A 23263-nucleotide genomic window follows, 5' to 3' on the forward strand; every position below is an offset into this window, starting at 1 on the left:
TCAGTCCTCTAGTTGCTGCGCACGCGCGGGTCGAGACGGACGTAAAGGATGTCCACCAGGAAGTTTGCAAGCAGCACAGCGGCGGTGATGGTCAGGAACAGGCCCTGCATGAGCGGATAGTCCAGGCCCTGGACGGCGTTGAGGAGCTGATAGCCAACGCCGGGGTAGGCGAACACCACCTCAGTGAGCAGCGCACCACCCACCACGAATCCCAATCCCATGCCAAAGCTGGTCACCGATGGGAGCATGGCGTTACGTGCTGCGTAGCGGAACATGATGCGTCCGGGGCGCAGTCCCTTGGCTTCGGCCATGGTGATGTAATCCTCGGAATTGGTGGCAATCATGGTGTTCCGCATTCCGAGCATCCAACCGCCGATCGAGACCAGCACAATGGTCAGGGCCGGCAGCACAAGGTGCGCACCGACGTCGCCGATGAATTCCGAGGTAAACGCAGGCTCCAAACCGTCAGTAAACGCATGGCGGATAGGGAACCAACCCAGCACCACGCCGAACAGGTACAGCGCACCCATCGCAAGCCAGAAGTAGGGGAACGAACCGATGAACACCAGCACAGGGGGTAGCGCTGAATCGATCGCGCCGCCTCGCCGCCAAGCTGCCAGGATGCCCAGCAGGTTACCCACGACGGCGGCGATCACCAGCGCGGTTCCGCCCAGCAGGAGTGTCCAACCGATTTGGGACGAGATGACCTCGGTGACCGGGGTGGGGAAACGGGAGATGGAAACACCCATCTGCCCGGTAAAGATGTTCTGCATGTAACCGATGTATTGCTCCCAAATGGGCCGGTCATCAACACCCAGCAGCTTGCGCAAGGCCTCGATCTGTTCGGGTTGCATTCGGTCCTGGGAGCGGGCGAACATGCGGGACACGGGGTCTCCCGGCATGAATCGCGGAAGCAGGAAATTCAGGGTGATGGATGCCCAGAAGGCGATCAGGTAGAAACCCAGGCGGCGCAGGATGAAGCGCACGGTTTCCCTCCATTCGGGAATTGCGGGAATTGCGGAAAGAAAGGACGGCACGCCCGGCAGCATGAGCGGTTCGGCATCAAAGCTGCCGGGCGTGCGGTGTCAGGCCAAAGACGACCCGTGGATGGGCCACGATGACCCGGGGATTATTTGCGCGGTTCCAGTGTGGTCAGCACCAGGACGGTGGTGGGTGACTTCACGGAAAGCGTGGCGTAGGGGTTGTCCTCCGTGGGCCATCCGGTGAATCGGGTGTCATTGAAGGCACCCCATTCAGGGCCGGAGAACAGCGGAACCACCGGTGCGACGTCGTTGTACTCTTCCTGTAACTTGTTGGCGATGTCCTTTTGCTTGGACTCGTCGGCCTCCGCCACAAAGTCGGCCAGCAGGGCATCCGCCTTGGTGTCGCCGAAACGGTGGTAGTTGTCAAAGGTCTTGGTGCCGACCGGCTTCACGCTGGCCGTGCCCATGGTGGTGTTGAAGTACTTGTACGGGCTGGGATCGTTGGCACTCCAGACAATGCCCGAGTCGAAGTCACCGGTCTCGTACCCGGCAACCACTGCAGCCCAGTCCGGAGACTCCACCTTGGCCGTAACGCCCACCTCGGCCAGGTTCTGGGCGATCACGTTGGCCACCGACAGCCAGTCAGAAGACGTGGCGCCTACGGAGATCTTGAACTCGAACGGCTTCCCGTCCTTCAACGTGCGTTTGCCATCGGCACCCTTGGCGTAACCTGCCTTGTCCAAAAGCTCGTTGGCCTTCTGCACATCGTGGTTGGTCCAGGTGCAGTTATCCTTGACCGCCGCGTTCTTCCACGTCCCATAGTTTCCGGAGAGACCAGTGCAGTCAGCCGGCTTGGCGTAACCGCTCATACCGATCTTGGTCACCTGATCGCGGTCCACGGCCATGCTCAGCGCTTTGCGGACATCAACGTCATTGAAAGGTGCTTTGGTGGTGTTCAGCTGCCAGTTGATCATGGCACCGGTGGCAGGGAACCAATACTGGCGGTGTTCCTTGTCCTTGGAAACAAAGGTCTTTTCAATGTTGGGGATGTACTGGGGTGCCCAGTCCACGTCTCCGTTGGCGGCGGCGAGGTTGGCGCCGTCGTTACCTGCGAAAGCAAGCATTTTGATGCCGGCGATCTTCTGCTTTTCAGGCTGCCAATAATTGGGGTTCTTTTTCAGCACGAAGGACTGGGCTTGGAAGGTGTCAACCTCTGTGTAAGGCCCGGTACCCACCGGCTTTGCGTTTGCATCCTTTTCCGGGTCAGGCAAAGCGGACCAGATGTGCTTGGGCAGGATGATGAGCTGGCCCACGTCATAGAGGGCCGGAGACCACGGTTTGTTGAAGTTGAACGTGACCTTGTTGCCCTCGGCCGTGACGGTGTCCAAGTACTCGAAGCCGCCCTTGATCTTTTTCTGAAGTTCAAAGGTGTACGAAACATCCTCGGCCACCAGAGGCTGGCCGTCGGACCACTTCACGCCGTCGCGAAGGGTGAACGTGACCGATTTGCCGTCTTCTGCGGGCTTCCATTCTGTGGCCAGCCACGGAATCGTTTCTCCCTTTGCCGGGTTGAAGATCAGGAGCGATTCGTAGATGGATTGCTGAACCATCGGGTTCACCGTGGGAGCGAACGGGTTGAAGTTCTGCACGAACGTGCCCATGTCCTCACGCGGAATAGTAAGGAACGCGCTCGCGTTGGCTCCGGCGTCGGATGTGCTGGTCTTGGCGACATTTGCCGTGCAGCCGGTGAGCAGCATCGCGCCCACTGCAAGGCTTGCCGCCGTTATCCGGGCAGCCCGGAAGTATCGGGGTTGTGTCATGATGGTTATCTCTTTCCTATCTTCATCGTCCAAGGTGAAGGGGTGGGTAAGGGTTGCTCTTCGACGTTGATTTCGCGGTCAGACCGAAGAGCGTTCTAGCAGCGGACAGTCGACCAATTGCTGGTCGGCAATAATCGGCTGTCCTGCTGTAAGAGCGGCGAGTGTCCGGACGCCCAAGGCGCCCATTTTTTCGAACGGCAACGCAACCGTGGTCAACTTTGGCCGCAGGTAGGCCGCAATGAGTTCCTGGTTGTCGAAGCCAATTACGGCGATGTCACCGGGGATGGTCAGTCCCCGTTCTTTGATGGCGTCATAAGCCCCCATCGCCATACGGTCATTGAGGCAGAACAGAGCCGTTGGCCTCCCGCCCTCCGGGTAGCGATCCAGAATCCGGCAAGCGGCCTCGTAGCCGCCATCAGCGGTGGCATATCCGGATATCACCAATTCCGGGTCCAGCTCCAGTCCGGCGGCGGCGAGTGCTTCGCGTGCACCCTCCAAACGCCCCACCGCAGCAGGAATATTCGGGTCGAGGTTGATCACACCGATCCGGGTATGGCCTGCTTGGAGCAAATGTTCCACTGCAACCCGGCCGCCCCCGCGCTCGTCAGGGACGATCGAGGGAAGCTTTCCGTCTGCGTCATAGCAATTGATCAACACGGTAGGCACTTCATTGGCGGTCTGCGGGACGTGGACGCCCCGGTGAAAGGTAGCTGCGTAGAGAAGTCCTTCCACCCGTTGTTCCAACAGCTTTTCAGTAGCAGCATCCTCCAAGCCTTGATTGGGTCCTACGGCATCGGCCTGGTCGGAGGGCGCGATGAGCAGGAACCGGCGGTCAAGCCAGGCTTGGTCCTGGGCACCTTTGATGATGTCCACGGCGAACGGTGCCGTGACGATCTCTGTCACGATCCCGTACCAGTCACTGCGCCGGGATGCCAGCGCACGTGCTCCGGCGTTGGGGCGGTAACCCAACTCCTGTACGGCCTGGTTGATCCGAGTGCGGGTTTCCTCGGAAATGCTGGCGTTTTCGCGGTTGCTCAGCACAAACGAAACTGCAGTCCGGGAGACGCCGGCGTGGTTGGCGACGTCCTTCATGGTGACTCCCCGCTGCCGCACAGGGACGGCCTCGCCAGGGGTGGTTTTCGCCATTGAATGCTCCGGGTGCTGTTGTTCGATCCGAGGGTGAAGCCAGAATTTCGCGCTCTGGCTGCTTGGCGGATAACACTGTTGGTAACGCGCGTTACTCGCCGAACATGTGACTCAGGTTACCCGCGTTACTTCCCCTCTGTCAACAGGGTGTTCGGAGGACCGAAAATGGAGGGGCGTAGTGTGGACGTTGGACGAAAGGAGCACTTCATGAAGAAAATCCTCATGGTACTGACCAGCGTTTCCGAGCTCGGCGATACGGGCGAGAAGACCGGCTACAACGTAGCCGAAGCCGCGCACCCTTGGAAGGTCTTCAAAGATTCAGGCCACTTCGTCGATTTTGCCTCCATCAAGGGCGGCCAGCCTCCCAGTGACGAGGTAGACACCGATGACCCCATCCAGGTTGCCTTCACCAAGGATGAGACCACGCGTGCCGGGTTGTACAACACCGCCCGCGTTGACGTGGTGGACCCCGAACAATACGACGCCGTGTACCTCGTGGGCGGACACGGCACCATGTGGGACTTCCCGGACAGCGAAGGACTGCAGCGCCTGGTAGCCAGCGTTTACGACGCCGGCGGCTTGGTGGGCGCGGTATGCCACGGTCCGGCCGGACTGCTGAACGTGGAATTGAAAAACGGCTTCCGCCTGGTCCAGGGGCGGGACGTTGCCGCCTTTACCAATGACGAAGAAGTTGCCGCAGGTAAGGACAAGGTCATTCCATTCTTCCTGGCGGACCGCTTGGAGGAGCAGGGAGCCCGCCACGTTTCCGCAGGCGTGTTCGAAGAGAAAGTGGTGGTGGATGAGCGCCTGGTAACAGGCCAGAACCCAGCCTCAGCGGCGGGCGTCGCCAAGGAAATGGAGAAGCTCTTCGCCGAGGTCATCCACCAGGAAAAGGCCGAAGAGCAACATGAGGCAGAGGCGCTGCGTGCTGAGAAGGACGCCGAAAAGAGTGCCAAGAAGGAAACAGCGGACTCGGAGCACTAGTCTGCTGACACTTAGCGGGCTGACCCCAGTCCACCGGCACTAGTCCCCCGGCACTGAACCGAACGGCCCTCACCCGCGGGGGCCGTTCGTCGGTTAACGGGCTAAGCGGCGGTGATGCTGACCGGATGCGCCGTCACGGGAAAGATCTCGTGGAGCTGAGAACAGGCGCGCTGCACAACGGATCGGAGCCACACGCTGGCAGGATCCTCCGTCCTGGAAGGATGCCAGTACATGGCTTCCACCAAGGCCGCTTCCAGCTCTGCGGAGAATTCAAGGACTTCAATGTTCGCCCCCCGCTGCGCCCGGGAGGCAAGCATGCGCGGAACCAGTGCCACAAGGTCCGAGCCCTCCACCAAGAGCGGAAGGGAGAGAAAACCGGCCACTACGGCGGCCACACGTCGTCGGACACCCCGGGACTCAAAGAGTTTGTCCGCGGGGGTGCTGATCCCTTCGCCGAAGTAGCCTACGGCGTGTGGCACCCCGACGAGGTCCTCCAAGGTCAACCGTGGCTGCTCCAGAAGCGGGTTCCCGGCATCTGCCACAGCCACAAAGCTGTCCCTGAACAATTGTTTCGTGGCGCCCTGCATCTTGTAACCCATGGGCCCTACCAGCAGGTCCATCCTGGAGTATTCGGCCAAGGAGCCCTGCAGGCCGGAGGTTGGGACGAAGTCCACAGTGACACGCGGAGCCTCCTGCTGCAGGATTCCGCGTAAGGGACCAACAATGAGCGCGGCCGCATAATCGGATGCGGCAATCACAAACTCACGTTCGCTGGTGGTGGGGTCGAACCCGGACCGGACACGGGTGGCCCGCTGGATGTGGAGCATTGCTTCATCAACCAGCGGGACCAAAGACTGTGCAAAGACAGTGAGCTCATAGCTGCGGCCGTTTCGGACCAAAAGTTCGTCGTCGAAATGCCTCCGCAGCCTGGCCATCGCCGCGCTCGTGGCCGGCTGGCTTAGCTGGAGCCGTTCGGCGGCACGGGAAACGTTCCGCAGCTCCAGCAGAACCTGGAGTTGCGGCAAGAGGTTTAGATCCAGGTTCTTCATACCCCTAGGTTATCCACCGGCGGAGCGCATTAGCCGGTGATACTTGCCGGCCGCGGGCCCCGGATCAGGACCGCAATGAGCGCGATCGCACAAGCCACACCCAGCGCGCCAAGTGCCAGGCTCAGGTTCCCCAGTGCGGCAGCCGTTGCCCCGAGGACTATGGGCGTCAGGAACTGACCAATGAACAGGGTGGAGGTCCAGATGCCGGTGCCACGGCCGCGCTGGGAGAACTCCAGACCGTTCACGGCCCAGGTCAGCAGCGTTGGCAACAGCACGCCCGTTCCGGCGCTGGCTATCACCGCGCCAAGAATGGCCAGAGGGACGCTGCCGGCCACAGACACCACACAAAGCCCGACGGCGGCCAGGCCGAAGGCGCCCGCCAGCAGTTTCCGGGTACCCAACTTGGCGAGGTACCGGAAGGAGATAGCGCCCGCGGCAGTGGCCAGCGAAGCGATGGCGGCAGCCGCGCCGATGAGACCAGTGTCAGTCACGCCCAGACCGGCAATGACATAGGGCAGGTGAACGATCAAGGCGTAGAACACAATGCCACCAAAGAGCGTCACGGCCGCCGGTGCAGCGATCTGCCGCCAGGGCACCGGCTGCTTGGTGGTGCCCGTCTCATGCGCGTTGGTCTTTGCCGGTTCCCACAGCTTGAACATCATGGGGATGACCAGCACGGCACTGACCGCGTACAGCCAGAACGGTGTCCGCCAACTGATGCTGCCCAGAGCGCCGCCGAGGGCGAAGAAGGCCGTGGCGGCCAGTGCGCTGACCATGGTTTGAAGGCCCAAGTACTTGTTCCGCTGCTGGCCTGCGTAGTAGTCGGTAATCAGCGTGGTGCAGCAAGTCATAATGGCTGCTTCCGCGATTCCCACACCCACTCGCGATAAAGCAATTGCGCCAAGGGAGTCCAGCCAAAGTGGTGCCGTTCCGAAGAGTGCGTACGCCAGCATCGCCACAATGAGCAGTTGCTTGCGTCCTACGCGGTCTGCCACGTACCCGGCCAGCGGAGAGAACAGTGCCACGAACAGGGCCGGCAGGGTAAGGACCAGCGGAACCAGGATGGCCACACCGGCGGTATCGACAAAGACCTGGTTCAGGGTGGGAAGAACCGGGGCCAGCAGCACTGCGCCCAGGACGGGCATGCAGCTGCCGGCCACCAGCAGCGCTGCTTGGGTTTTTCCGGCCGTTCGGCCTGAGGCAGGTGGACGGGTCCGGGTTGCAGTTGGATCCATGGTGCTCATGTTGTTTTCCTTCGCCTTTGAAGATGGTCCCGCGAAGTGGCAGAAGCGCCCGGAGGGACTGCATTTACTGTGGCAAGTGCTCTGCGGGCGGAGAATAGCTGTTTCGGTATAGGAGGTATCCATCGCATGGATATCTCCTTGCCCCGTCAAGTATTTGTTGGACGGATAGTTCCTATCAGATAGTTGCCCTTCTCCGAATACGTGATGTGGCTCATGGTTGTTACAGGACCTGCAGATAACTGTCCGAGCAATCAGAGCACTAAGAAGGAATTCACCGTGGAAACTCCCCTCTCCCATCTTGCCCACCTTGAGATCACCACGCCGGACGTTGAAGCCTCGGCGCGGTTCTACGAAGAAAAGTTCGGCATGCGCGTCATCGATCGGGTGGATGGCAATGTGTACCTGCGCTGCTGGGGCGACTACTACCGCTACAGCCTGGTCATCACTGAAGGACCCGAGGCATCCTTGGGCCGTATGGCTTGGCGCACCAACTCCCAGGCCGCGCTCGAAGCCGCAGCAGCACGGATCGAAGCAACAGGAGTGCAGGGCACATGGACTGCCGGAGGACACGGTTTCGGCAAGGCCTACGAATTTACCGGTCCTTACGGCCACCACATGCGCCTGTTCTACGACGTGGAAAAGTTCGTAGCTGAGCCTGGTTTCGAGTCCACCTACCCGGACCGCCCCGAACGCCGCAGCAGCCACGCAGCTGCTCCGCGATTCCTGGACCACGTCACTGTGGCTGCCTCCGATGTCCGGGGATTCGCCAAATGGCACAACGAAGCTCTTGGCTTCCGCGTCATGGCCTTCGTGGACCTTGATGAAGCACCCATCACGGTCTTCTCAGTACTGACCACCAACGAGAAATCGCATGATCTCGGCGTGGTCCTTGATACCTCCAAGCGAGCCGGCCGCGTCAACCACATCGCGTTCTGGGTTGACGCCACCGAAGACCTGCTCCGTACGGCTGACGTGATGATGGAAAACGGCACTCCCATGGAATACGGGCCCTCCATTCATGGCGTAGGAGAGCAGAACTTCCTGTACTTCCGCGATCCCTCAGGTCTGCGTGTGGAGCTGAACTCAGGCGGCTACCGCAACTACGTCCCGGACTGGGAAGCCAGCACCTGGAAGCCCTCGGAAGGCTCCAACAACTTTTACAAGAACGGTGCCATGCCGCACTCCATGACCGAGTCCTTCCCGCCGGCTGAAGGTTTCACCGCAACAGAGGAAGGTGCCTCCGCAGAAATGAAGGAAGCCCTCCTGAACCCCTACGCCAAGCAGGGTCGGGGCTAGAAGTCATGGCACACGCAACATACTCCCTGATCCGTTTCCAGGAACCGGGCCACGTCAAAGCCAGGGCAGGCTTGCTGATCGGCGAACGTGTCCTCACCCTGGACGGGGACATCAACTCTTTGATCCAGCACTGGGAAACCACGGAAAGCGAGCTGGACCAGCTCGCAGCCTCGGCAGGTCCGGACGCCGGACTGGCGCTGTCCGCCGTCGAGGTCCTTGCACCGGTGGAACCTGCCCAAGTCCTCCAAACCGGTGCCAATTACCGCAAGCACGTGATTGACCTCGCTGTGGCCCACCGCGAAGCCGGCCAGGACGCAGAAGAAGTACGCTCCAAGACCGAAGCCATGATGGACCAGCGCGCCGGTCAAGGAACGCCCTACTTCTTCATCGGCCTTCCCACGGCCATCGCTTCGGCTACAGATGACCTCACCCTGCCCGCTTACAGCAAGTCCCACGATTGGGAACTTGAGCTCGCAGCAGTCATAGGAAAGGAAGCCTTCCGGGTCAGCCCCGAAGAAGCACTCGAGCACGTGTTCGGGTACACCATGGTCAATGACATCACCACGCGCGAGTATGTGTTCCGCAAGGACATGCCGGCCATCGGCTCGGACTGGTACCGGGCCAAGAACGCACCGGGATTCCTGCCCGCGGGTCCCCTGCTGGTACCGGCCAAGTTCTTCGGCGATCCCCAGAACGTCCAGGTGACCCTGAAGCTCAACGGTAAAGCCATGCAGGACGAATCAACGCAGGACATGATCTTCGGTGTGGCCAAGCTGGTCAGCGAAGCATCCCAGACCATGCCGCTTCGGCCTGGAGACCTTGTCCTCACCGGCAGTCCTGCCGGAAACGGCCAGCACTGGGGACGGCTCCTGCAGGACGGAGACGTCATGGAGGGCACCATCACGGGCTTGGGAACCCAACTCATTCACTGCAAGGATGAACAGTGACTGCCGACGCCGTGGATACCCATCTGATCCGGCCCTCGGATCCGATGGCCAGCATCGCAGCCGCCGCGGAACGGTACAACAACTGGGGACGCTGGGGCGAAGACGACGTCCTGGGTACCCTCAACTTCATAGACAACGGCAAGCGCGTCGAAGCGGCACAGCTGGTGAAGTCAGGCGAAGCATTCTCCTTGTCCCAACCGTTCGACACCAATGGCCCGCAAAAGGGGTGGCGCCGCCGCACCAACCCGGTCCACACCATGACGGACACCGGGGTGGACGCGGAGCGCGGAAACCAGGGATTCCCCCATGGATTCGGTGGGGCTGATGACGTGATCGCCATGCCCCTTCAATGCTCCACGCAGTGGGATGGGCTGGGCCACATCTTCGATCGTGGCAAAGCTTGGAACGGGCGGGCTGCAGGAGATGTGGTCACCTCCGAGGGCGACCTCGTGACCGGGATTGAAACTGCCGCGGCAAAGATCGTCACCAGAGGTGTCCTGCTCGATGTTGGCCGCGCACTGGGTCCGGAGCTGGGCCGGTCAGACGGAGAGCTGCCCGACGGTTTCGCCATCACCCCGGAGCATCTGGTGCGCACCATTGAGCGCCAGGGTCCCGGCTCGGCAGTTCGCCGGGGTGACATCGTAGTGATCCGCACAGGGCAATACACGCGGGTCCGCCGCGAAGGTTGGGGCGACTACGCCGGTGGCTCCGCTCCCGGTTTGTCGTTCAGCACGGCCCCGTGGCTGCATTCCTCGGAGATCGCAGGAATCGCCACGGATACTTGGGGATTCGAAGTCCGGCCCAATGAATTTGAGGGCGCTTTCCAGCCGCTCCACCAGATTGCCATCCCCAACCTGGGGCTGTTCCTCGGTGAGATGTGGGACCTGGACGGACTGGCGGAAGCCTGTGCGGCGGACGGCAGGTATGACTTCATGCTGACCGCCGCGCCACTCCCCATCACCGGCGCGGTGGGTTCACCGGTGAATCCGATCGCGGTCCGCTGACACGCCGCCCGTCAACGAACGCAGCACAATAGGCAGTATGGCCGTCACCACAAAGGAGTCAAAGATGGCAGCAGTACAGAAGGTCGGAATCGTCGGAGCGGGAGCTGCAGGACTCACTGCAGCGATCCTCCTGGCCGATGCCGGGATCGAGGTGGAGGTCCTGGAGAAGGCCGCCGAGCCGCAAACCCTTGGCTCCGGCATCACTTTGCAAGGCAATGCCCTGCGCATCCTGCGCCATCTGGGTGTCTGGGAACAGGTGGAGGCGAAAGGGTACGCGTTCAGCACACTGGGCCTTCGCGCCCCGGATCCCGCAGGAACTGTGATCGCCGTCCTGAATGACATCCGGACCGGTGGTGACGATCTCCCCGCAACCCTGGGCATGTACCGGCCGGACCTGACTGCCATCCTGCGGGACCGCGCCTTGGCGGCAGGTGCCCGCATCACTTACGGCCAGGCGGTCACGGAGATAGCTGACGACGGCGGCAGTGTCACCGTCCGCACCAGCGACGGCGGCACCTCCGCCTACGACCTCCTGATCGGCGCGGACGGACTCAATTCCACAGTCCGCAAAGCAATCGGCATCGAAGAGGCGCCCAAGCCCACAGGTATGGGAATTTGGCGCGCATTCGTGGAGCGGCCGGAGGAAGTGGTCAGAACAGACCTCACCTACGGAGGGCCGTGTTTCATTGCCGGTTACTGCCCCACCGGCCCGGACACCATCTATGCCTATCTCGTAGAGAAGGCGCAGGAACGCAATCATGAAGACGGTCCCAAGGTGATGGCTGATCTCGCCGCTGCCTACGGAGGCCCCTGGAAGGACATCCGCTCCAACCTGGATCACGGCGCCCGCATCAACTACACCTGGTTTACCTCACACCTGGTGGAAGGGCCCTGGAACCGCGGGCGTACCGTCATCATCGGCGACGCCGCCCACAGTTGCCCGCCGACGGTGGCACAAGGCGCGGCCATGGCTTTGGAAGACGGCGCGGTTCTTGCGGAACTGCTGATCGCCGCAGACCACGTTACCGAGACCCTCTGGAAGGAGTTCGCGGACCGTCGCAGCGAAAGGGCAACAGCCGTAGTCCGGGCTTCCGTGCAGTTGGGGCAGTGGATGCTGGACGGCGTCCGGGATGCAGATGTTCCGGGCCTGATGAACTCGCTCTCCACCATGCTCAAGGAACCCGCATGAACCACATTGACACAACCCAAAACCCCACAGTGGATGTCCACGCCCATGTTCTGATTCCTGCACTGCAGCAGGTGGTGGCCACGGCTGATCCTGGAGGATTCGCAGAGCTGCAGGCTTTGGAGGTCCGGCGCAACGGAGGCGAATCCATGGCGAACTCCGGCCTTATGATCAAGGAAAGGTGGCCGCAGCTCACAGATCTTGATCGTCGCCTGGCGGATATGGATTCCCAGGGAGTGGACGTCCAACTGGTGTCGCCCTCACCGTCGCACTACTACTATTTTGCCGATGAAGAGCTGGCAATGCAGCTTGCCAGGCAGGCCAACCAGGCTGTCCGCGATCTTGTGCAGCAAGCACCCGAACGGCTGAATGGGCTGGGATTGGTTCCCTTGCAACACCCGGCGCTCATGGTTGAAGCCTTGGAACACGCGGTTCTTGAGTGCGGCTTGTTGGGTGTGGAGATCGGTTCCTTCGCAGCCACAACCGGCGACCCTGAGCGCAGCACTGTTGAACTCTCAGACCCGCGCTTGGAACCTTTCTGGGGCCGGGCCGTAGAACTGGGCGCAATCGTGTTCCTGCATCCCTTCGGCTGTTCCCTGGACGAACGATTGGACCGCTTTTACTTGGCCAATACTGTCTCCCAGCCCGCCGAGAACGCGGTGGCACTGTCGCACTTCATTTTCAGCGGGGTGCTTGACCGCCACCCGGACCTCAAGGTCCTTGCCGTCCATGGGGGCGGCTACCTGCCAACAACCATAGGAAGGTCAGATCGCGCCTGGAAGGTGCGCCCCGAGGCTCAGCGGTGCGCCGAACCGCCGTCGTCCTACCTTCAGCGCATCTTCTTCGACTCTCTGGTCCACAGCCCCCGCGAACTGCGTGGTCTCCTGGAAGCTGCAGGGCCCGGACAAGTGCTGCTTGGCTCGGACTATCCCTTCGACATGGGCTCCGAGGATCCAGTCGGGGAGGTCCATGCAGCGGGGCTCAGCTCAGCCGATGCCGCCAAGGTTCTTAACGGGAATGCTGCCACTCTGGGCATCACCGCTGCGGCTGCGCCGGCCGCCAGATCCACAGTCTAAGGAAAAACACATGGTCAAGATTGCCCGCTGGAATTACGACGGCGGTACGTACTCCGGGTTCGTGCACGACAGCAGTTGCTTTGCCTTGCCCCAGGGACAATCCACGAATCACCTCTTGGGACTCGGGCTTGTGGCCACTCTGGAGATCGCCTCGGAAACTTTTCGGACGGTACCTGCGGTTCCGCTGGCCGAGGTGCAGCTGCTGGCCCCGCTCATACCGGCCACCATCAGGGACTTCGTGGCATTCGAAGAGCATGTGGAAGGCGTCAGGAAGAGCATAGACGGCGTGGCCGGAGTGGTTGCCGAATGGTACGAGGCACCCACGTTCTATTTCACCAACCCGCATACTGTGACAAGCACCGGCGAGGTGATTGGTATTCCGGCCGGATGCAGCGAACTGGACTTCGAAACCGAGGTGGCCGCCGTCGTCGGGCATGTACCCGGAAGTGACGGCAGCAACTTGTCCGCCGCGGAGGCCCACCGGCACATCTTTGGCTACACCGTGCTCAACGACTGGTCTGCCAGGGATCTTCAGCGCCGCGAGATGAAAGTGAGCCTGGGTCCGTGCAAAGGCAAAGACTTCGCAAACACTTTGGGACCCTGGATCGTCACGGCTGATGAGTTCGAGCACCTGCACGATCAGGAAGGCTTCCTCCCCATCTCCATGTCAGTGGAAGTCAACGGGCGGCCCATTGGTCAGGATCTGCTGTCCAACATGGGCTGGCCGTTCGGTGAGCTGGTGGCCTACGCATCCCAGGACTCGGTAGTGCGTCCGGGCGATGTGCTTGGCTCAGGGACGTGCGGCAGCGGCTGCCTGGCCGAACTCTGGGGACGGAACGGTGCCAGGACTCCCCCACCGCTGCAGACCGGCGACGTTGTTCGCTTGAACGTAGAGGGAATCGGCAGCATCGAGAACACCGTGGGTGGGCGGCGGGAAGCCGTCACCAGGGTCGGCGCGCGGAACCGCCCCCGGAACCGTACTGTTTCCATGGTTACTGGTACCCAGGGCTGAGTTTGTCCCGGGGCGAGCGTTTCGCCTGTCTGGGCTTTGGGACGTCAACATATAATCCGAACATGCCAATTTCGCGTTTCTACCCAGATAGCCATTCCCTGCCGTCCACCCATGAGCAGGCCGGGGCGGTTCTGTGAGCGGCGGTCTGGTAGCGCTTTTGGATGATGTGGCAGCTTTGGCCCGCATTGCGGCTGCATCTGTGGATGACATTGCCGCCGGTGCCGCCAAGGCCGGGGCCAAAGCCGCCGGAGTGGTCATTGATGACGCCGCTGTGACTCCGCAGTACGTGTCCGGGGCAGACCCGTCCCGCGAACTGCCCATGATCAAACGGATCTTTTGGGGCTCACTGCGGAACAAACTGGTGATCATCCTCCCGGCGCTGCTGCTGGTCAGCGCCTTTATCTCCGGCGTCATACCTTTTATTCTCATGTTGGGCGGCACCTACCTCTGCTACGAGGGCGCAGAAAAGGTCTGGCACAAACTGCGCGGCCACTCCTCGCACGGGGCGGCGCCGGCGGTCCAGCGCGGCCCCGAAGCCGAAGCCAAAGTAACCAAGGGCGCCATCACCACCGATTTCATCCTGTCCTGCGAGATCATGGTCATCGCCATGAACGAGGTAGCAACTGAGTCTTTGTGGGTGAGGGCGTTCATCCTGGTGGTCGTCGCAATCGTGATCACAGTTCTCGTTTACGGCGCGGTGGGGCTCATCGTGAAAATGGACGACATCGGACTGCACCTGACCGCCAAAGACTCCGCGGGCTCCCAGCGCTTCGGCCGCCTGCTCGTCAAAGGAATGCCGGCTGTGCTGGCTGCCATCACCTTCATCGGTACCATCGCCATGCTGTGGGTTGGTGGTCACATCATGCTGCAGGGTGCTCACGACCTCGGCTGGCACGCCCCTTACGACCTCGTGCACATTCTTGAGACGCCCTTCGCCGGGGTCCCCGTGGTGGGCGGCTTCCTCGCCTGGCTGGTGAACACCCTGTGCTCGGCAATCCTGGGCGTTGTCTGGGGCCTGGTCATCATGCTCATCCTGCACCCGCTGCTCAAGGTGCTGCCGTTTAGCAAGAAGGAGGAAGGGCACGAAGAAGGGGACCTCCGCGCCGCGATCTCCGGCCATAAGCCCCCGAAACACAGCGACGATCCTGTCTCCTAAGGGGCTACTCACGACGCCGTAATCTCGAGCAACGTCACGCCGTCAACACAATAAAACGATCAGGGCAGGGTGGGGCGCGCCCCGCCCTGCCCTTGTCATGAAATGGCCGCGCCCATCTACGTGCGCATCCTGATAAGGCCGCGGATTGAATCCCTTCTGTGCCATCTTTGCCGGCAGGCAATCCCGTAAGTCCAACCTTAACCGTTGATTCGGATATAGACCGTTGGTGTCTTGTGTTGTGATCCATAGCATTGACCCATCGCACTTACACCACCCAAGGTCCCTGCGACATGGAGATCAACCGGAGAGCAGACCCTCTTCCCGAATCTCCGTCCCGGCAACAGTCGGCCCTGCCCTGCCTTCGGGCAGCGCAATTCCTTCCCGCAAGCCCATGCCGAGCCGTGCTGCGCTGCAGAAACTCGACATGCGCAGCCCCCGCATCTTTCGCCCGCGTCGGCGCACCATCATCACCAGGAGACAGCATGTCTGAATCAAAGAGCACGCCAACAAGTCATCAGGTTCCCCCAACAAGACGTCGGGGCTCCATGGTCAGACCCGCCGGACGCGGCCCGGGGACGTTCGTAAAGGGTGCGATCATCCTGACCACCTGCGTCCTTGCTTTATCAGCGTGCACAAATGCGTCCGGGTCAGCTGCCGGCCCCGCACCGTCCGGTTCGTCCAATTCCACGTTTGACGCGGCCAGCGTCACCCCGGATCAAACGCTCGCGTCCCAGGTCCCGGCGGCTATCAAGTCCAAGGGCACCTTGATTATTGGTTCCGACACAACGTACGCTCCGGCTGAGTTCCTCGGTGGTGCCGATAACCGCACTCCCATGGGATACGGAGTAGATCTGGCAAAGGCCATCGGCGCAACCCTGGATCTGAAAGTGGACGTCCAGACGGCAGAATTCACAGGAATCCTTCCCGCCCTCGGCCCCAAATACGATCTCGGAATCAGTTCCTTCAGCATCACCAATGAGAGGCTCGAAGCCGTCAACTTCGTCAGCTACCTCAACGCCGGAACAACCTGGGCCGTCCGGAAGGGCAACCCCAAAAAGTTCTCCCCCGATGACGTCTGCGGAAAATCCGTGGGAGTCCAGACCGGAACAACCCAGGAAGATCCGGACCTCAAGAACCGCAACGAAGAATGTATCAAAGCGGGTAAACAACCCATCAATATCGTCACCCTGAAGAACCAGACGGATGTCACTACACGCTTGGTCAATGGAAGCCTCGACGCCATGATTGCCGAATCAACCTTGATCGGTTACGCCGTCCAGCAGACTGGCGGAGCCGTAGAGAAGGCCGGAGGCGTCTACAACACCTCCCCGGTGGGAATCGCTGTCCCGAAGAATGACACGGCACTGGCTGAACTTGTCCAAAAAGTGGTGGCGAAGCTGATAGCCGATGGTAGCTATCAGCGCATCCTGGATTCCTGGAACAACTCCGACGGCGCCATTACCAGCCCCGAAGTCAACCCTGCGGTGAAGTCATGAGCCTTACCGCCAACCCACCCGGAATCACGCACAGCGACACTTCACCGGAGCTGATCAAGGCGATTCCTGTCCGCCACCCCGGCCGCTGGGTGGGAGCCGCCATCATTGTCCTCGTGGCCGCCGTCGGCATCCAAAGCCTGGCCACCAACCCCAACTTCCACTGGGATACCTTCGGCCTGTACGTCCTCGACGAAAACGTTATCCGCGGCGTCGGTTGGACCCTGTTACTCACCGTTCTCTCCATGGCCATTGCGGTGACCCTGGCGATCTTGCTGGCCTTCATGCGCCAGTCAGAGAACCCCATCTACCGGTGGTCAAGCTGGTTCTGGGTCTGGTTCTTCCGGGGCACCCCTGTTTACACCCAGTTGATCTTTTGGGGATTGGTAGCCGTCCTTTACCCCAAAATCACCCTTGGCCTTCCCTTCGGTCCGGAACTGCTCAGCCTGACAACCCAAGACCTGCTGAACGCTTTCTGGGCTGCCGTTCTTGGCCTCGCCCTGAACGAATCGGCCTACCTGGCAGAGATCTTCCGCGCCGGCCTGAAGTCTGTGGATAAGGGACAGATTGAAGCCGCCGAAGCCCTGGGCATGCGTGGCACCAAAATCATGTGGCGCATTGTCCTTCCGCAAGCAATGCGCATCATCGTTCCCCCAACCGGCAATGAAACCATTGGAATGCTCAAGACAACCTCCTTGGTGCTCGCCGTTCCGTTCACCTTGGATCTGACCTTTGTCACCAACACCCTTGCCAACAGAAGCTACCTCCCCATCCCGTTGCTCATCGTGGCGGCATTCTGGTATCTGGTGGTCACCAGCATCCTGATGGTGGGCCAGCACTTTATCGAGAAGCACTACGGAAAAGGCGTCGATATTTCCACTCGCATCACCGTCAACCCGGCGGCCCTCCAGGCGGCCGGCGCAAGCGTCAACCCGGACCCCATCAAGACCCCGAATGCAGCACCGACCGGAGAGGAGGGTGGCCGATGACCGCTTCTGCGGACGATCTGGTCAGGATCGAAGGAGTCCACAAGTACTTTGGGGACCATCACGTCCTGAGTGGAATCGACATGAGCGTCAAAGAAGGTGAAGTCGCAGTCCTGATCGGCCCCTCAGGGTCAGGGAAGTCAACGCTCCTTCGCTGCATCAACCATCTGGAGAGCATTAGTGCCGGCCGGATTCGCGTCAACGGGGAACTCATCGGATACCGGGAACAGGATGGAAAACTCCACGAGCTTCATCTCAAGGACGTTGCCCGCCAACGCCGGAACATCGGCATGGTTTTCCAGCGGTTCAACCTCTTCGGCCACAAGACCGCCTTGGAGAACATCATCGAGGCACCCATCCAAGTCCGGGGGCTCGAAAAAGTTCCTGCCAAACGGCGCGCCCAGGAACTTCTCGACCGGGTTGGGCTCGCTCATCGGGCCGACTACTACCCCGCGCAGCTCTCCGGCGGCCAACAACAGCGGATTGCCATTGCCCGTGCCCTCGCCATGGATCCTCAGCTCATGCTCTTCGACGAACCAACGTCGGCGCTGGACCCCGAACTGGTGGGAGACGTCCTGGATGTCATGAAAGACCTCGCGAAATCGGGCATGACCATGATCGTAGTGACGCACGAGATCGGTTTCGCGCGGGAGGTGGGAGACACTCTGACGTTCATGGACGGCGGAGTCGTTGTGGAGTCGGGCAATCCCCGCGAGCTGATAGCAAACCCCCGGCACGAACGGACTAAAAGCTTCTTCAGCAAAGTCCTGTAAACGTCGCCCACCGCAACTGTGCACTAAAAGTGCAGTATGATGCCTCTATGGACTATTCATCCTGAACGTCCTGGACAAGCAGCGGACGCCCGGGAGGGAAACCAGCATTGAGAACCACAAAACCCACGGTCCCACCATGGGCGCTGACCGTAGCAGCCATGTTTTCCATCCAACTGGGCTCCGCTCTGTCCGCAGGGTTGATGCCCGCTCTGGGGCCCATCGGCACGGCCTGGCTCCGGCTCAGCATGGGCGCGCTCATCCTCCTCCTCCTGGCCCGTCCGCCGCTGAAGTCCCTGGGGCTTCGTGACGCCCCGGCAGTTCTCGGCCTCGGGATCGCCGTTGGCATCATGTCGGTGACATTCCTCGCCGCCATGGAACGCCTTCCACTCGGCACCGCTGTAGCCATTGAGTTCCTTGGACCGCTCAGCGTCGCCGCCCTTCGAGGGCAGGGAGCCCGCTCATTGCTCCTCCCGGCAACCGCACTGGCAGGAGTCCTCCTGCTCACCGAGCCTTGGGCCGGTCAAGTGGACCTGATCGGCGTCGGCTTCGCCGCCTTGGGCGCTATCGGGTGGGCAGCGTACGTCCTGTTGACCCAAAAAGTGGGGGATCGTTTCAGCGGAATCGGCGCCCTTGCGCTGACAATCCCCATAGCCGCCCTGGTGGTAACACCATTCGGGCTGCCGCAGGCTTTCGGACACCTCACCTGGGAACTGGTGGGCGTCGCAGCCGCCCTTGCTGTACTGATTCCAGTGCTGCCTTACATCATGGAAATGCGGGCACTACGTTCAATGACGCACACAGCCTTCGGCACCCTCCTGGCCTTGGAACCGGCCATCGGCCTCCTGCTCGGCATGATCGTGCTTTCACAGTCACCTTCGGCTCTCCAGCTCCTGGGAATAGTGCTGGTGGTCTTCGCTGGCGCAGCGGCACAGCGCGGAGGGCGCCGCCAAAAACAGTCCTTCCCACCTGAGCCCCCTTCCCCTACCTCTTGCGGCACCGCTAACACGGCTGGTAGCACCACGCCGGGTTAGAGCCCACCAGCGGCCTTCCACTTTCCACAGTGGAAGGCCGCTTTTTTGCTTTGCTGCAATAGTGCCGGTCTGCCCTGTGCCGGATAGGAACGAACTGCCCGCATTTTTGGGCGTTTCGGCATCTCCAACGAGCCATTTGTACCTAGGAGACTGACACTCCCTGGACCGAGGCTTAAAGAACAGCATTACCGCCCTACCAAGGAGATCGAAGTGACTACTTACAACCTGGCCCTGATCGGTTTCGGAGGCGTCAACCGCGCCTTGGCCGAACTCATCCGTGATGAGCCCCAGCGCTTCGCATCCCTCGGATTCGAGCTCCGCGTCGTAGCCATCACCGACCTCGCCTTTGGCTCTCTGGTTCAAGGCGACGGCATCGACCTTGCCGCTGTCCTGGCCATGCCCCGCGGATCTTCGTTCGACGGGCTCCCGGGCGGCAGCTCCGACCCCCGCAACGAAGACGTCATCAAGAACAGCCCGGCCGACGTCGTCGTCGAAGCGACCTTCACAAGCCCGGTCGACGGCGAACCTGCCGTTTCGCACGTGAAGTGGGCCATCGAATCCGGCAAGCACGTCGTGACCACCAACAAGGGGCCCGTCGCTCTCCGAGGCCCGGAACTGAGCAAGCTGGCCGCAAGCAACGGCGTCCGCTTCGAGTACGAAGGCGCCGTCATGAGCGGCACCCCCGTGATCCGTCTTGCGCACAAAATGCTCGGAGGTCTGGAATTGAGCGCTGTTCAGGGCATCCTGAACGGCACCAGCAACTATGTGCTGGGGCGGATGGAGGCTGGCTTGCGACTGGACGAGGCCATCGCCGAAGCCCAGGATCTGGGATACGCCGAAGCAGACCCCACCGCTGACATTGGCGGTTCCGACGTTCGATTGAAGGTGGCCATCCTGGCCAACGAACTTCTCGGCGCCAACATTGACCCCAATGACGTGAAAACCACGGGCATTCAGGACATCACCAGTGATGACGTTGCCCAGGCCTTGGCAAACGGCCTCCGCTGGAAGCTCATTGGTGAGGCCCGCCGTGAGAGTGATGGCAGCATTGTTGCCGCCGTTCGGCCCGTCGCACTCCAGGCTGATCACCCGCTGGCCGGCATTTCCGGTGCCACCAACGCCGTGTCCTTCACCACCGACCTGCTCGGGGCGGTCACCGTTTCCGGTCCGGGTGCCGGCCGCGTCGAGACTGCCTACGCCCTCATTTCCGACATCATCTCCGTGGACGAATTCGTCAAAGGAGCCGTCCGTGCCTGAAACAGCCATCATCGAGACAAAGAGCGCAGCCACCATCAACGAGCTGGTGGTGCGCAACAAGTTTGACGGCACCATCCTGGCCACACTGGGCCAATGCACAGAGGCGGACGTGCGCGTAGAGCTCATCCGCGCAGCCGCGGCCGCCCCCAACGCTGCAGCCATGCCGCGCCACGAACGCGGCCGGATTCTGGACACGGCCGCGGACCTTCTTCAGGAGCGGTCCCAAAAAGTGGCGGAACTCATCGTTGCCGAAGCCGGCAAGACCATCAAGCAGGCCCGCAAAGAAGTTTCCCGCGCGGTGAACACCCTTAAACTCTCCGCAGCGGAAACCCGCCGCAACGTCGGGGAAGTAGTCCCGTTCGATTCCTTCGCAGGTTCCGAGAACCGCCAGGGATGGTTCACCCGGGAGCCGCTGGGACTCATTGCCGCCATCACCCCGTACAACGACGCATTGAACCTGGTGGCTCACAAGCTTGGCCCGGCCATTGCCGGCGGCAATACCGTCATCCTGAAACCCTCCCAGCTGACTCCGCTCACGGCCATCCTCTTGGTGGACCTGCTGCGTGAGGCCGGCCTGCCTGCGGAGTTCGTCACCGTAGTCCTGGGTGACCGCACCATCGCGCAAACCATCATTTCCTCCAAGCTGGTCCGCATGGTGTCCTTCACCGGAGGTTTTGCCACTGGCCGTGCGATTGCAGCGAACGCCGGCATCAAACGCCTGTCCATGGAACTCGGCGGCAATGCGCCGGTCATCGTCTTCGATGACGCAGACCTTACCGCCGCCGTCGAAGCCTGCGTTTCCGGTTCTTTTTGGGCAGCGGGACAGAACTGCATCGGCGCCCAACGCGTCCTTGTCCAACGACCCGTATTTGATGCCTTCGTGCAGGACTTCGTCGCCCAAACCGCGGCTTTGAAGTCCGGTGACCCCCGCAACGAACAAACCGACGTCGGACCAATGATCAGTCATGACTCCGCCGCCGAAGCGAAACGAAAGATCGATGACGCCGTGGCTGCCGGGGCTCAACTCCTCACCGGAGGAACCCTCAACGGGCCGGTCCTCACACCCGCCGTGCTCACCTCGGTGCCCCGCACTTGCGAGGCTTGGAGCGAGGAACTGTTCGCCCCCGTAGTTTTGGTGGAACCGTTCGACACCGCTGAGGAAGCCATCGAACTGGCCAATGACAGCGAATACGCCTTGCAGGCCGGAGTGTTCACCAAGGACCTGGGCCGGGCCTTGGCCACCGCCAAGGCGATCGACGCGGGCGGAGTGATGATCAACGACTCCTCGGACTATCGACATGACGCAATGCCTTTCGGTGGTTCCAAGTACGGCAGCATGGGCCGCGAAGGGGTCCACTTCGCCTACGAGGAAATGACCCAGCCCAAAGTCATCGCGATCACCTCATGAACACAGGAGTAAGAATTGAACAGGACAGCCTGGGCTCCATGGCCGTCCCGAAGTCCGCACTGTGGGGAATCCACACCGAGCGGGCCATCCTCAACTTCCCCATCAGCGGTATTCAGCTGGGAACCCATAGGCATCTGGTCCGAGCCCTCGCGTTCGTGAAGAAGGCGGCGGCGCTGACCAACACCGAGCTGGGCCTCATCCCGGCAGGCATTGGCCACGCCATCGTTGCAGCCTGTGACACCGTGGCCTCGGGAGACGTTGACCACGCTTTCCCGGTGGATGTCATCCAAGGCGGCGCCGGAACATCGACCAACATGAACGCCAATGAGGTGATCGCCAACCTTGCCCTGGATGCCCTGGGTTATGCCCGTGGCTCCTACGATGTGGTTGATCCGATCGGTCATGTCAACAAGTGCCAGTCCACCAACGACGTCTACCCGACCGCGGTGCGTTTGGCTCTGGTGTTTGCGCTGGAAGACCTGCTGGAGCGCCTGGCACTGCTTTCGGCAGCGTTTGCCGAACGGGGCCAGGCGTTCTCAACCATCCCGAAGGTTGGCCGGACGCAGTTGCAGGATGCGGTGCCGATGACCCTCGGCCAGGAGTTCACCGCGTTCTCCGTGACGCTGGAGGAAGACCAACGGCGGTTGCGCGAAGCGGCCGCCCTGCTGCGGGAATGCAGCCTGGGTGCCACAGCGATCGGAACCGGCATCACGGCCGAACCACTTTATGTTGAGCGCGTCATCGACCAACTCTCGGCCGTGAGCGGGGTGCAACTGTTCCGCGCACACGACTTTGTTGAGGCCACGTGGGACACCGGCGCCTTCATGACGTTCTCAGGTGCACTCAAACGCACCGCCATCAAGCTCTCCAAAATCTGCAGTGACCTGCGGCTGCTCTCCAGCGGACCACAAACAGGACTGGCGGAGATCCGGCTGCCCCCTCGCCAGGCAGGTTCCTCGATCATGCCCGGCAAGGTCAACCCGGTGATCCCGGAGGTGGTCAACCAGATTGCATTCTTCGTGGCCGGGGCCGACCTCACAGTCACCATGGCTGCCGACAATGGACAGCTTCAACTGAACGCCTTTGAACCGGTGATCGCTCACGCCCTGCTGCAATCACTGAGCTGGCTGACCAACGGGACCGATGTATTGCGGGACCTTTGCGTGGATGGCATTGAGGCAAATGAGGCTTTGCTGCGGTCCCGGGCCAGAGCTTCGACGGGGCAGGCTACTGCGCTGCTCCCGTTGCTGGGCTATGCCGTGGCGGCGGAACTTGCCCACCGCGCCCTTGCATCGGGGGGCAGTGTCATGGACCTCGCCGTGTCCGAGGGTTTGCTCCTGCCTGAGCAGGTCCAGTCGCTGATGATCACCTGACCCGATGCTCACATAAGAGAGCAGCCGAGCCGGCGCTGC

The 23263-nt window shown here is 61.4% G+C and carries 20 protein-coding genes; 15 read left to right on the top strand and 5 right to left on the bottom strand.

The features are described 5' to 3' along the window. Window positions 1-8: 8 nt before the first annotated feature. From BACI9J_RS10845 to BACI9J_RS10855, 3 genes are all read right to left on the bottom strand, one after another. A complete protein-coding gene (locus BACI9J_RS10845) occupies window positions 9-986 on the bottom strand; it encodes an ABC transporter permease (RefSeq protein WP_159734376.1) in 978 nt (325 codons plus the stop codon). Window positions 987-1129: 143 nt separating this feature from the next. Continuing rightward, window positions 1130-2803, bottom strand: a complete 1674-nt coding sequence (locus tag BACI9J_RS10850) for an ABC transporter substrate-binding protein (protein ID WP_159734377.1) — start codon at window positions 2801-2803, stop codon at window positions 1130-1132. 78 nt (window positions 2804-2881) lie between these two features. Then, on the bottom strand, window positions 2882-3949 hold the full coding sequence (locus tag BACI9J_RS10855) for a LacI family DNA-binding transcriptional regulator (RefSeq protein ID WP_159734378.1): 1068 nt from the start codon (window positions 3947-3949) through the stop codon (window positions 2882-2884). Between the two features lie 207 nt (window positions 3950-4156). Between BACI9J_RS10855 and BACI9J_RS10860 the strand changes: the two genes are divergently transcribed. After that, complete coding sequence (locus BACI9J_RS10860) at window positions 4157-4933, top strand: type 1 glutamine amidotransferase domain-containing protein (protein ID WP_159734379.1); 777 nt, start codon at window positions 4157-4159, stop codon at window positions 4931-4933. A 101-nt stretch (window positions 4934-5034) separates the two neighbouring features. On the opposite strand, the gene BACI9J_RS10865 is transcribed toward BACI9J_RS10860, so the two are convergent. Together BACI9J_RS10865 and BACI9J_RS10870 are read right to left on the bottom strand one after the other, a co-directional pair. Beyond that, complete coding sequence (locus BACI9J_RS10865) at window positions 5035-5982, bottom strand: LysR family transcriptional regulator (protein WP_159734380.1); 948 nt, start codon at window positions 5980-5982, stop codon at window positions 5035-5037. Window positions 5983-6011: 29 nt separating this feature from the next. Further along, complete coding sequence (locus tag BACI9J_RS10870; RefSeq protein WP_159734381.1) at window positions 6012-7226, bottom strand: MFS transporter; 1215 nt, start codon at window positions 7224-7226, stop codon at window positions 6012-6014. A 276-nt stretch (window positions 7227-7502) separates the two neighbouring features. On the opposite strand from BACI9J_RS10870, the gene BACI9J_RS10875 reads away from it, so the two are divergent. From BACI9J_RS10875 to BACI9J_RS10940, 14 genes are all read left to right on the top strand, one after another. Continuing rightward, window positions 7503-8522, top strand: coding sequence for a VOC family protein (locus BACI9J_RS10875; RefSeq protein ID WP_159734382.1), 1020 nt, complete (start codon window positions 7503-7505; stop codon window positions 8520-8522). A gap of 5 nt (window positions 8523-8527) precedes the next feature. Then, window positions 8528-9469 (top strand): fumarylacetoacetate hydrolase family protein, encoded by a 942-nt coding sequence (locus BACI9J_RS10880; RefSeq protein WP_159734383.1) that lies wholly within the window; start codon window positions 8528-8530, stop codon window positions 9467-9469. 44 nt (window positions 9470-9513) lie between these two features. Continuing rightward, window positions 9514-10473, top strand: coding sequence for a cyclase family protein (locus tag BACI9J_RS10885; RefSeq protein ID WP_159736433.1), 960 nt, complete (start codon window positions 9514-9516; stop codon window positions 10471-10473). 64 nt (window positions 10474-10537) lie between these two features. Then, on the top strand, window positions 10538-11662 hold the full coding sequence (locus BACI9J_RS10890; RefSeq protein WP_159734384.1) for an FAD-dependent monooxygenase: 1125 nt from the start codon (window positions 10538-10540) through the stop codon (window positions 11660-11662). Beyond that, a complete protein-coding gene (locus BACI9J_RS10895; protein WP_159734385.1) occupies window positions 11659-12735 on the top strand; it encodes an amidohydrolase family protein in 1077 nt (358 codons plus the stop codon). Before BACI9J_RS10890 ends, BACI9J_RS10895 begins: the two co-directional genes overlap by 4 nt. A gap of 10 nt (window positions 12736-12745) precedes the next feature. Then, window positions 12746-13747, top strand: coding sequence for a fumarylacetoacetate hydrolase family protein (locus tag BACI9J_RS10900; RefSeq protein ID WP_159734386.1), 1002 nt, complete (start codon window positions 12746-12748; stop codon window positions 13745-13747). Between the two features lie 133 nt (window positions 13748-13880). Further along, window positions 13881-14903: a DUF808 domain-containing protein gene (locus tag BACI9J_RS10905; RefSeq protein WP_159734387.1), complete on the top strand. Its 1023-nt coding sequence runs from the start codon at window positions 13881-13883 to the stop codon at window positions 14901-14903. A 482-nt stretch (window positions 14904-15385) separates the two neighbouring features. Next, window positions 15386-16399 carry an ABC transporter substrate-binding protein gene (locus tag BACI9J_RS10910; RefSeq protein WP_236558661.1) on the top strand — a complete coding sequence of 338 codons (1014 nt, stop codon included), beginning with the start codon at window positions 15386-15388 and terminating at the stop codon, window positions 16397-16399. Further along, window positions 16396-17385 (top strand): amino acid ABC transporter permease, encoded by a 990-nt coding sequence (locus tag BACI9J_RS10915; RefSeq protein WP_159734388.1) that lies wholly within the window; start codon window positions 16396-16398, stop codon window positions 17383-17385. Before BACI9J_RS10910 ends, BACI9J_RS10915 begins: the two co-directional genes overlap by 4 nt. Further along, window positions 17382-18155: an amino acid ABC transporter ATP-binding protein gene (locus BACI9J_RS10920; RefSeq protein WP_159734389.1), complete on the top strand. Its 774-nt coding sequence runs from the start codon at window positions 17382-17384 to the stop codon at window positions 18153-18155. The genes BACI9J_RS10915 and BACI9J_RS10920 overlap by 4 nt, the downstream gene beginning before the upstream one ends. A gap of 158 nt (window positions 18156-18313) precedes the next feature. Continuing rightward, window positions 18314-19186 (top strand): EamA family transporter, encoded by an 873-nt coding sequence (locus BACI9J_RS10925; RefSeq protein ID WP_201296560.1) that lies wholly within the window; start codon window positions 18314-18316, stop codon window positions 19184-19186. Between the two features lie 210 nt (window positions 19187-19396). Continuing rightward, complete coding sequence (locus BACI9J_RS10930) at window positions 19397-20443, top strand: homoserine dehydrogenase (RefSeq protein ID WP_159734391.1); 1047 nt, start codon at window positions 19397-19399, stop codon at window positions 20441-20443. Beyond that, complete coding sequence (locus BACI9J_RS10935) at window positions 20436-21851, top strand: aldehyde dehydrogenase family protein (protein ID WP_159734392.1); 1416 nt, start codon at window positions 20436-20438, stop codon at window positions 21849-21851. The genes BACI9J_RS10930 and BACI9J_RS10935 overlap by 8 nt, the downstream gene beginning before the upstream one ends. Beyond that, a complete protein-coding gene (locus tag BACI9J_RS10940; RefSeq protein ID WP_159734393.1) occupies window positions 21848-23224 on the top strand; it encodes an aspartate ammonia-lyase in 1377 nt (458 codons plus the stop codon). The genes BACI9J_RS10935 and BACI9J_RS10940 overlap by 4 nt, the downstream gene beginning before the upstream one ends. The last annotated feature ends 39 nt before the right edge of the window (window positions 23225-23263 follow it).

It is taken from the genome of Arthrobacter sp. 9V, from assembly GCF_902506065.1.
Classification (GTDB): Bacteria; Actinomycetota; Actinomycetes; order Actinomycetales; family Micrococcaceae; genus Arthrobacter.

Bases quoted from the DNA above. Each gene is read 5' to 3' on its own strand.
- BACI9J_RS10850 (WP_159734377.1), bottom strand. From the start codon at position 2,803: ATGACACAACCCCGATACTTCCGGGCTGCCCGGATAACGGCGGCAAGC.
- BACI9J_RS10855 (WP_159734378.1), bottom strand. From the start codon at position 3,949: ATGGCGAAAACCACCCCTGGCGAGGCCGTCCCTGTGCGGCAGCGGGGA.
- BACI9J_RS10860 (WP_159734379.1), top strand. From the start codon at position 4,157: ATGAAGAAAATCCTCATGGTACTGACCAGCGTTTCCGAGCTCGGCGAT.
- BACI9J_RS10865 (WP_159734380.1), bottom strand. From the start codon at position 5,982: ATGAAGAACCTGGATCTAAACCTCTTGCCGCAACTCCAGGTTCTGCTG.
- BACI9J_RS10870 (WP_159734381.1), bottom strand. From the start codon at position 7,226: ATGAGCACCATGGATCCAACTGCAACCCGGACCCGTCCACCTGCCTCA.
- BACI9J_RS10880 (WP_159734383.1), top strand. From the start codon at position 8,528: ATGGCACACGCAACATACTCCCTGATCCGTTTCCAGGAACCGGGCCAC.
- BACI9J_RS10885 (WP_159736433.1), top strand. From the start codon at position 9,514: ATGGCCAGCATCGCAGCCGCCGCGGAACGGTACAACAACTGGGGACGC.
- BACI9J_RS10890 (WP_159734384.1), top strand. From the start codon at position 10,538: ATGGCAGCAGTACAGAAGGTCGGAATCGTCGGAGCGGGAGCTGCAGGA.
- BACI9J_RS10895 (WP_159734385.1), top strand. From the start codon at position 11,659: ATGAACCACATTGACACAACCCAAAACCCCACAGTGGATGTCCACGCC.
- BACI9J_RS10900 (WP_159734386.1), top strand. From the start codon at position 12,746: ATGGTCAAGATTGCCCGCTGGAATTACGACGGCGGTACGTACTCCGGG.
- BACI9J_RS10910 (WP_236558661.1), top strand. From the start codon at position 15,386: ATGTCTGAATCAAAGAGCACGCCAACAAGTCATCAGGTTCCCCCAACA.
- BACI9J_RS10915 (WP_159734388.1), top strand. From the start codon at position 16,396: ATGAGCCTTACCGCCAACCCACCCGGAATCACGCACAGCGACACTTCA.
- BACI9J_RS10920 (WP_159734389.1), top strand. From the start codon at position 17,382: ATGACCGCTTCTGCGGACGATCTGGTCAGGATCGAAGGAGTCCACAAG.
- BACI9J_RS10925 (WP_201296560.1), top strand. From the start codon at position 18,314: ATGTTTTCCATCCAACTGGGCTCCGCTCTGTCCGCAGGGTTGATGCCC.
- BACI9J_RS10940 (WP_159734393.1), top strand. From the start codon at position 21,848: ATGAACACAGGAGTAAGAATTGAACAGGACAGCCTGGGCTCCATGGCC.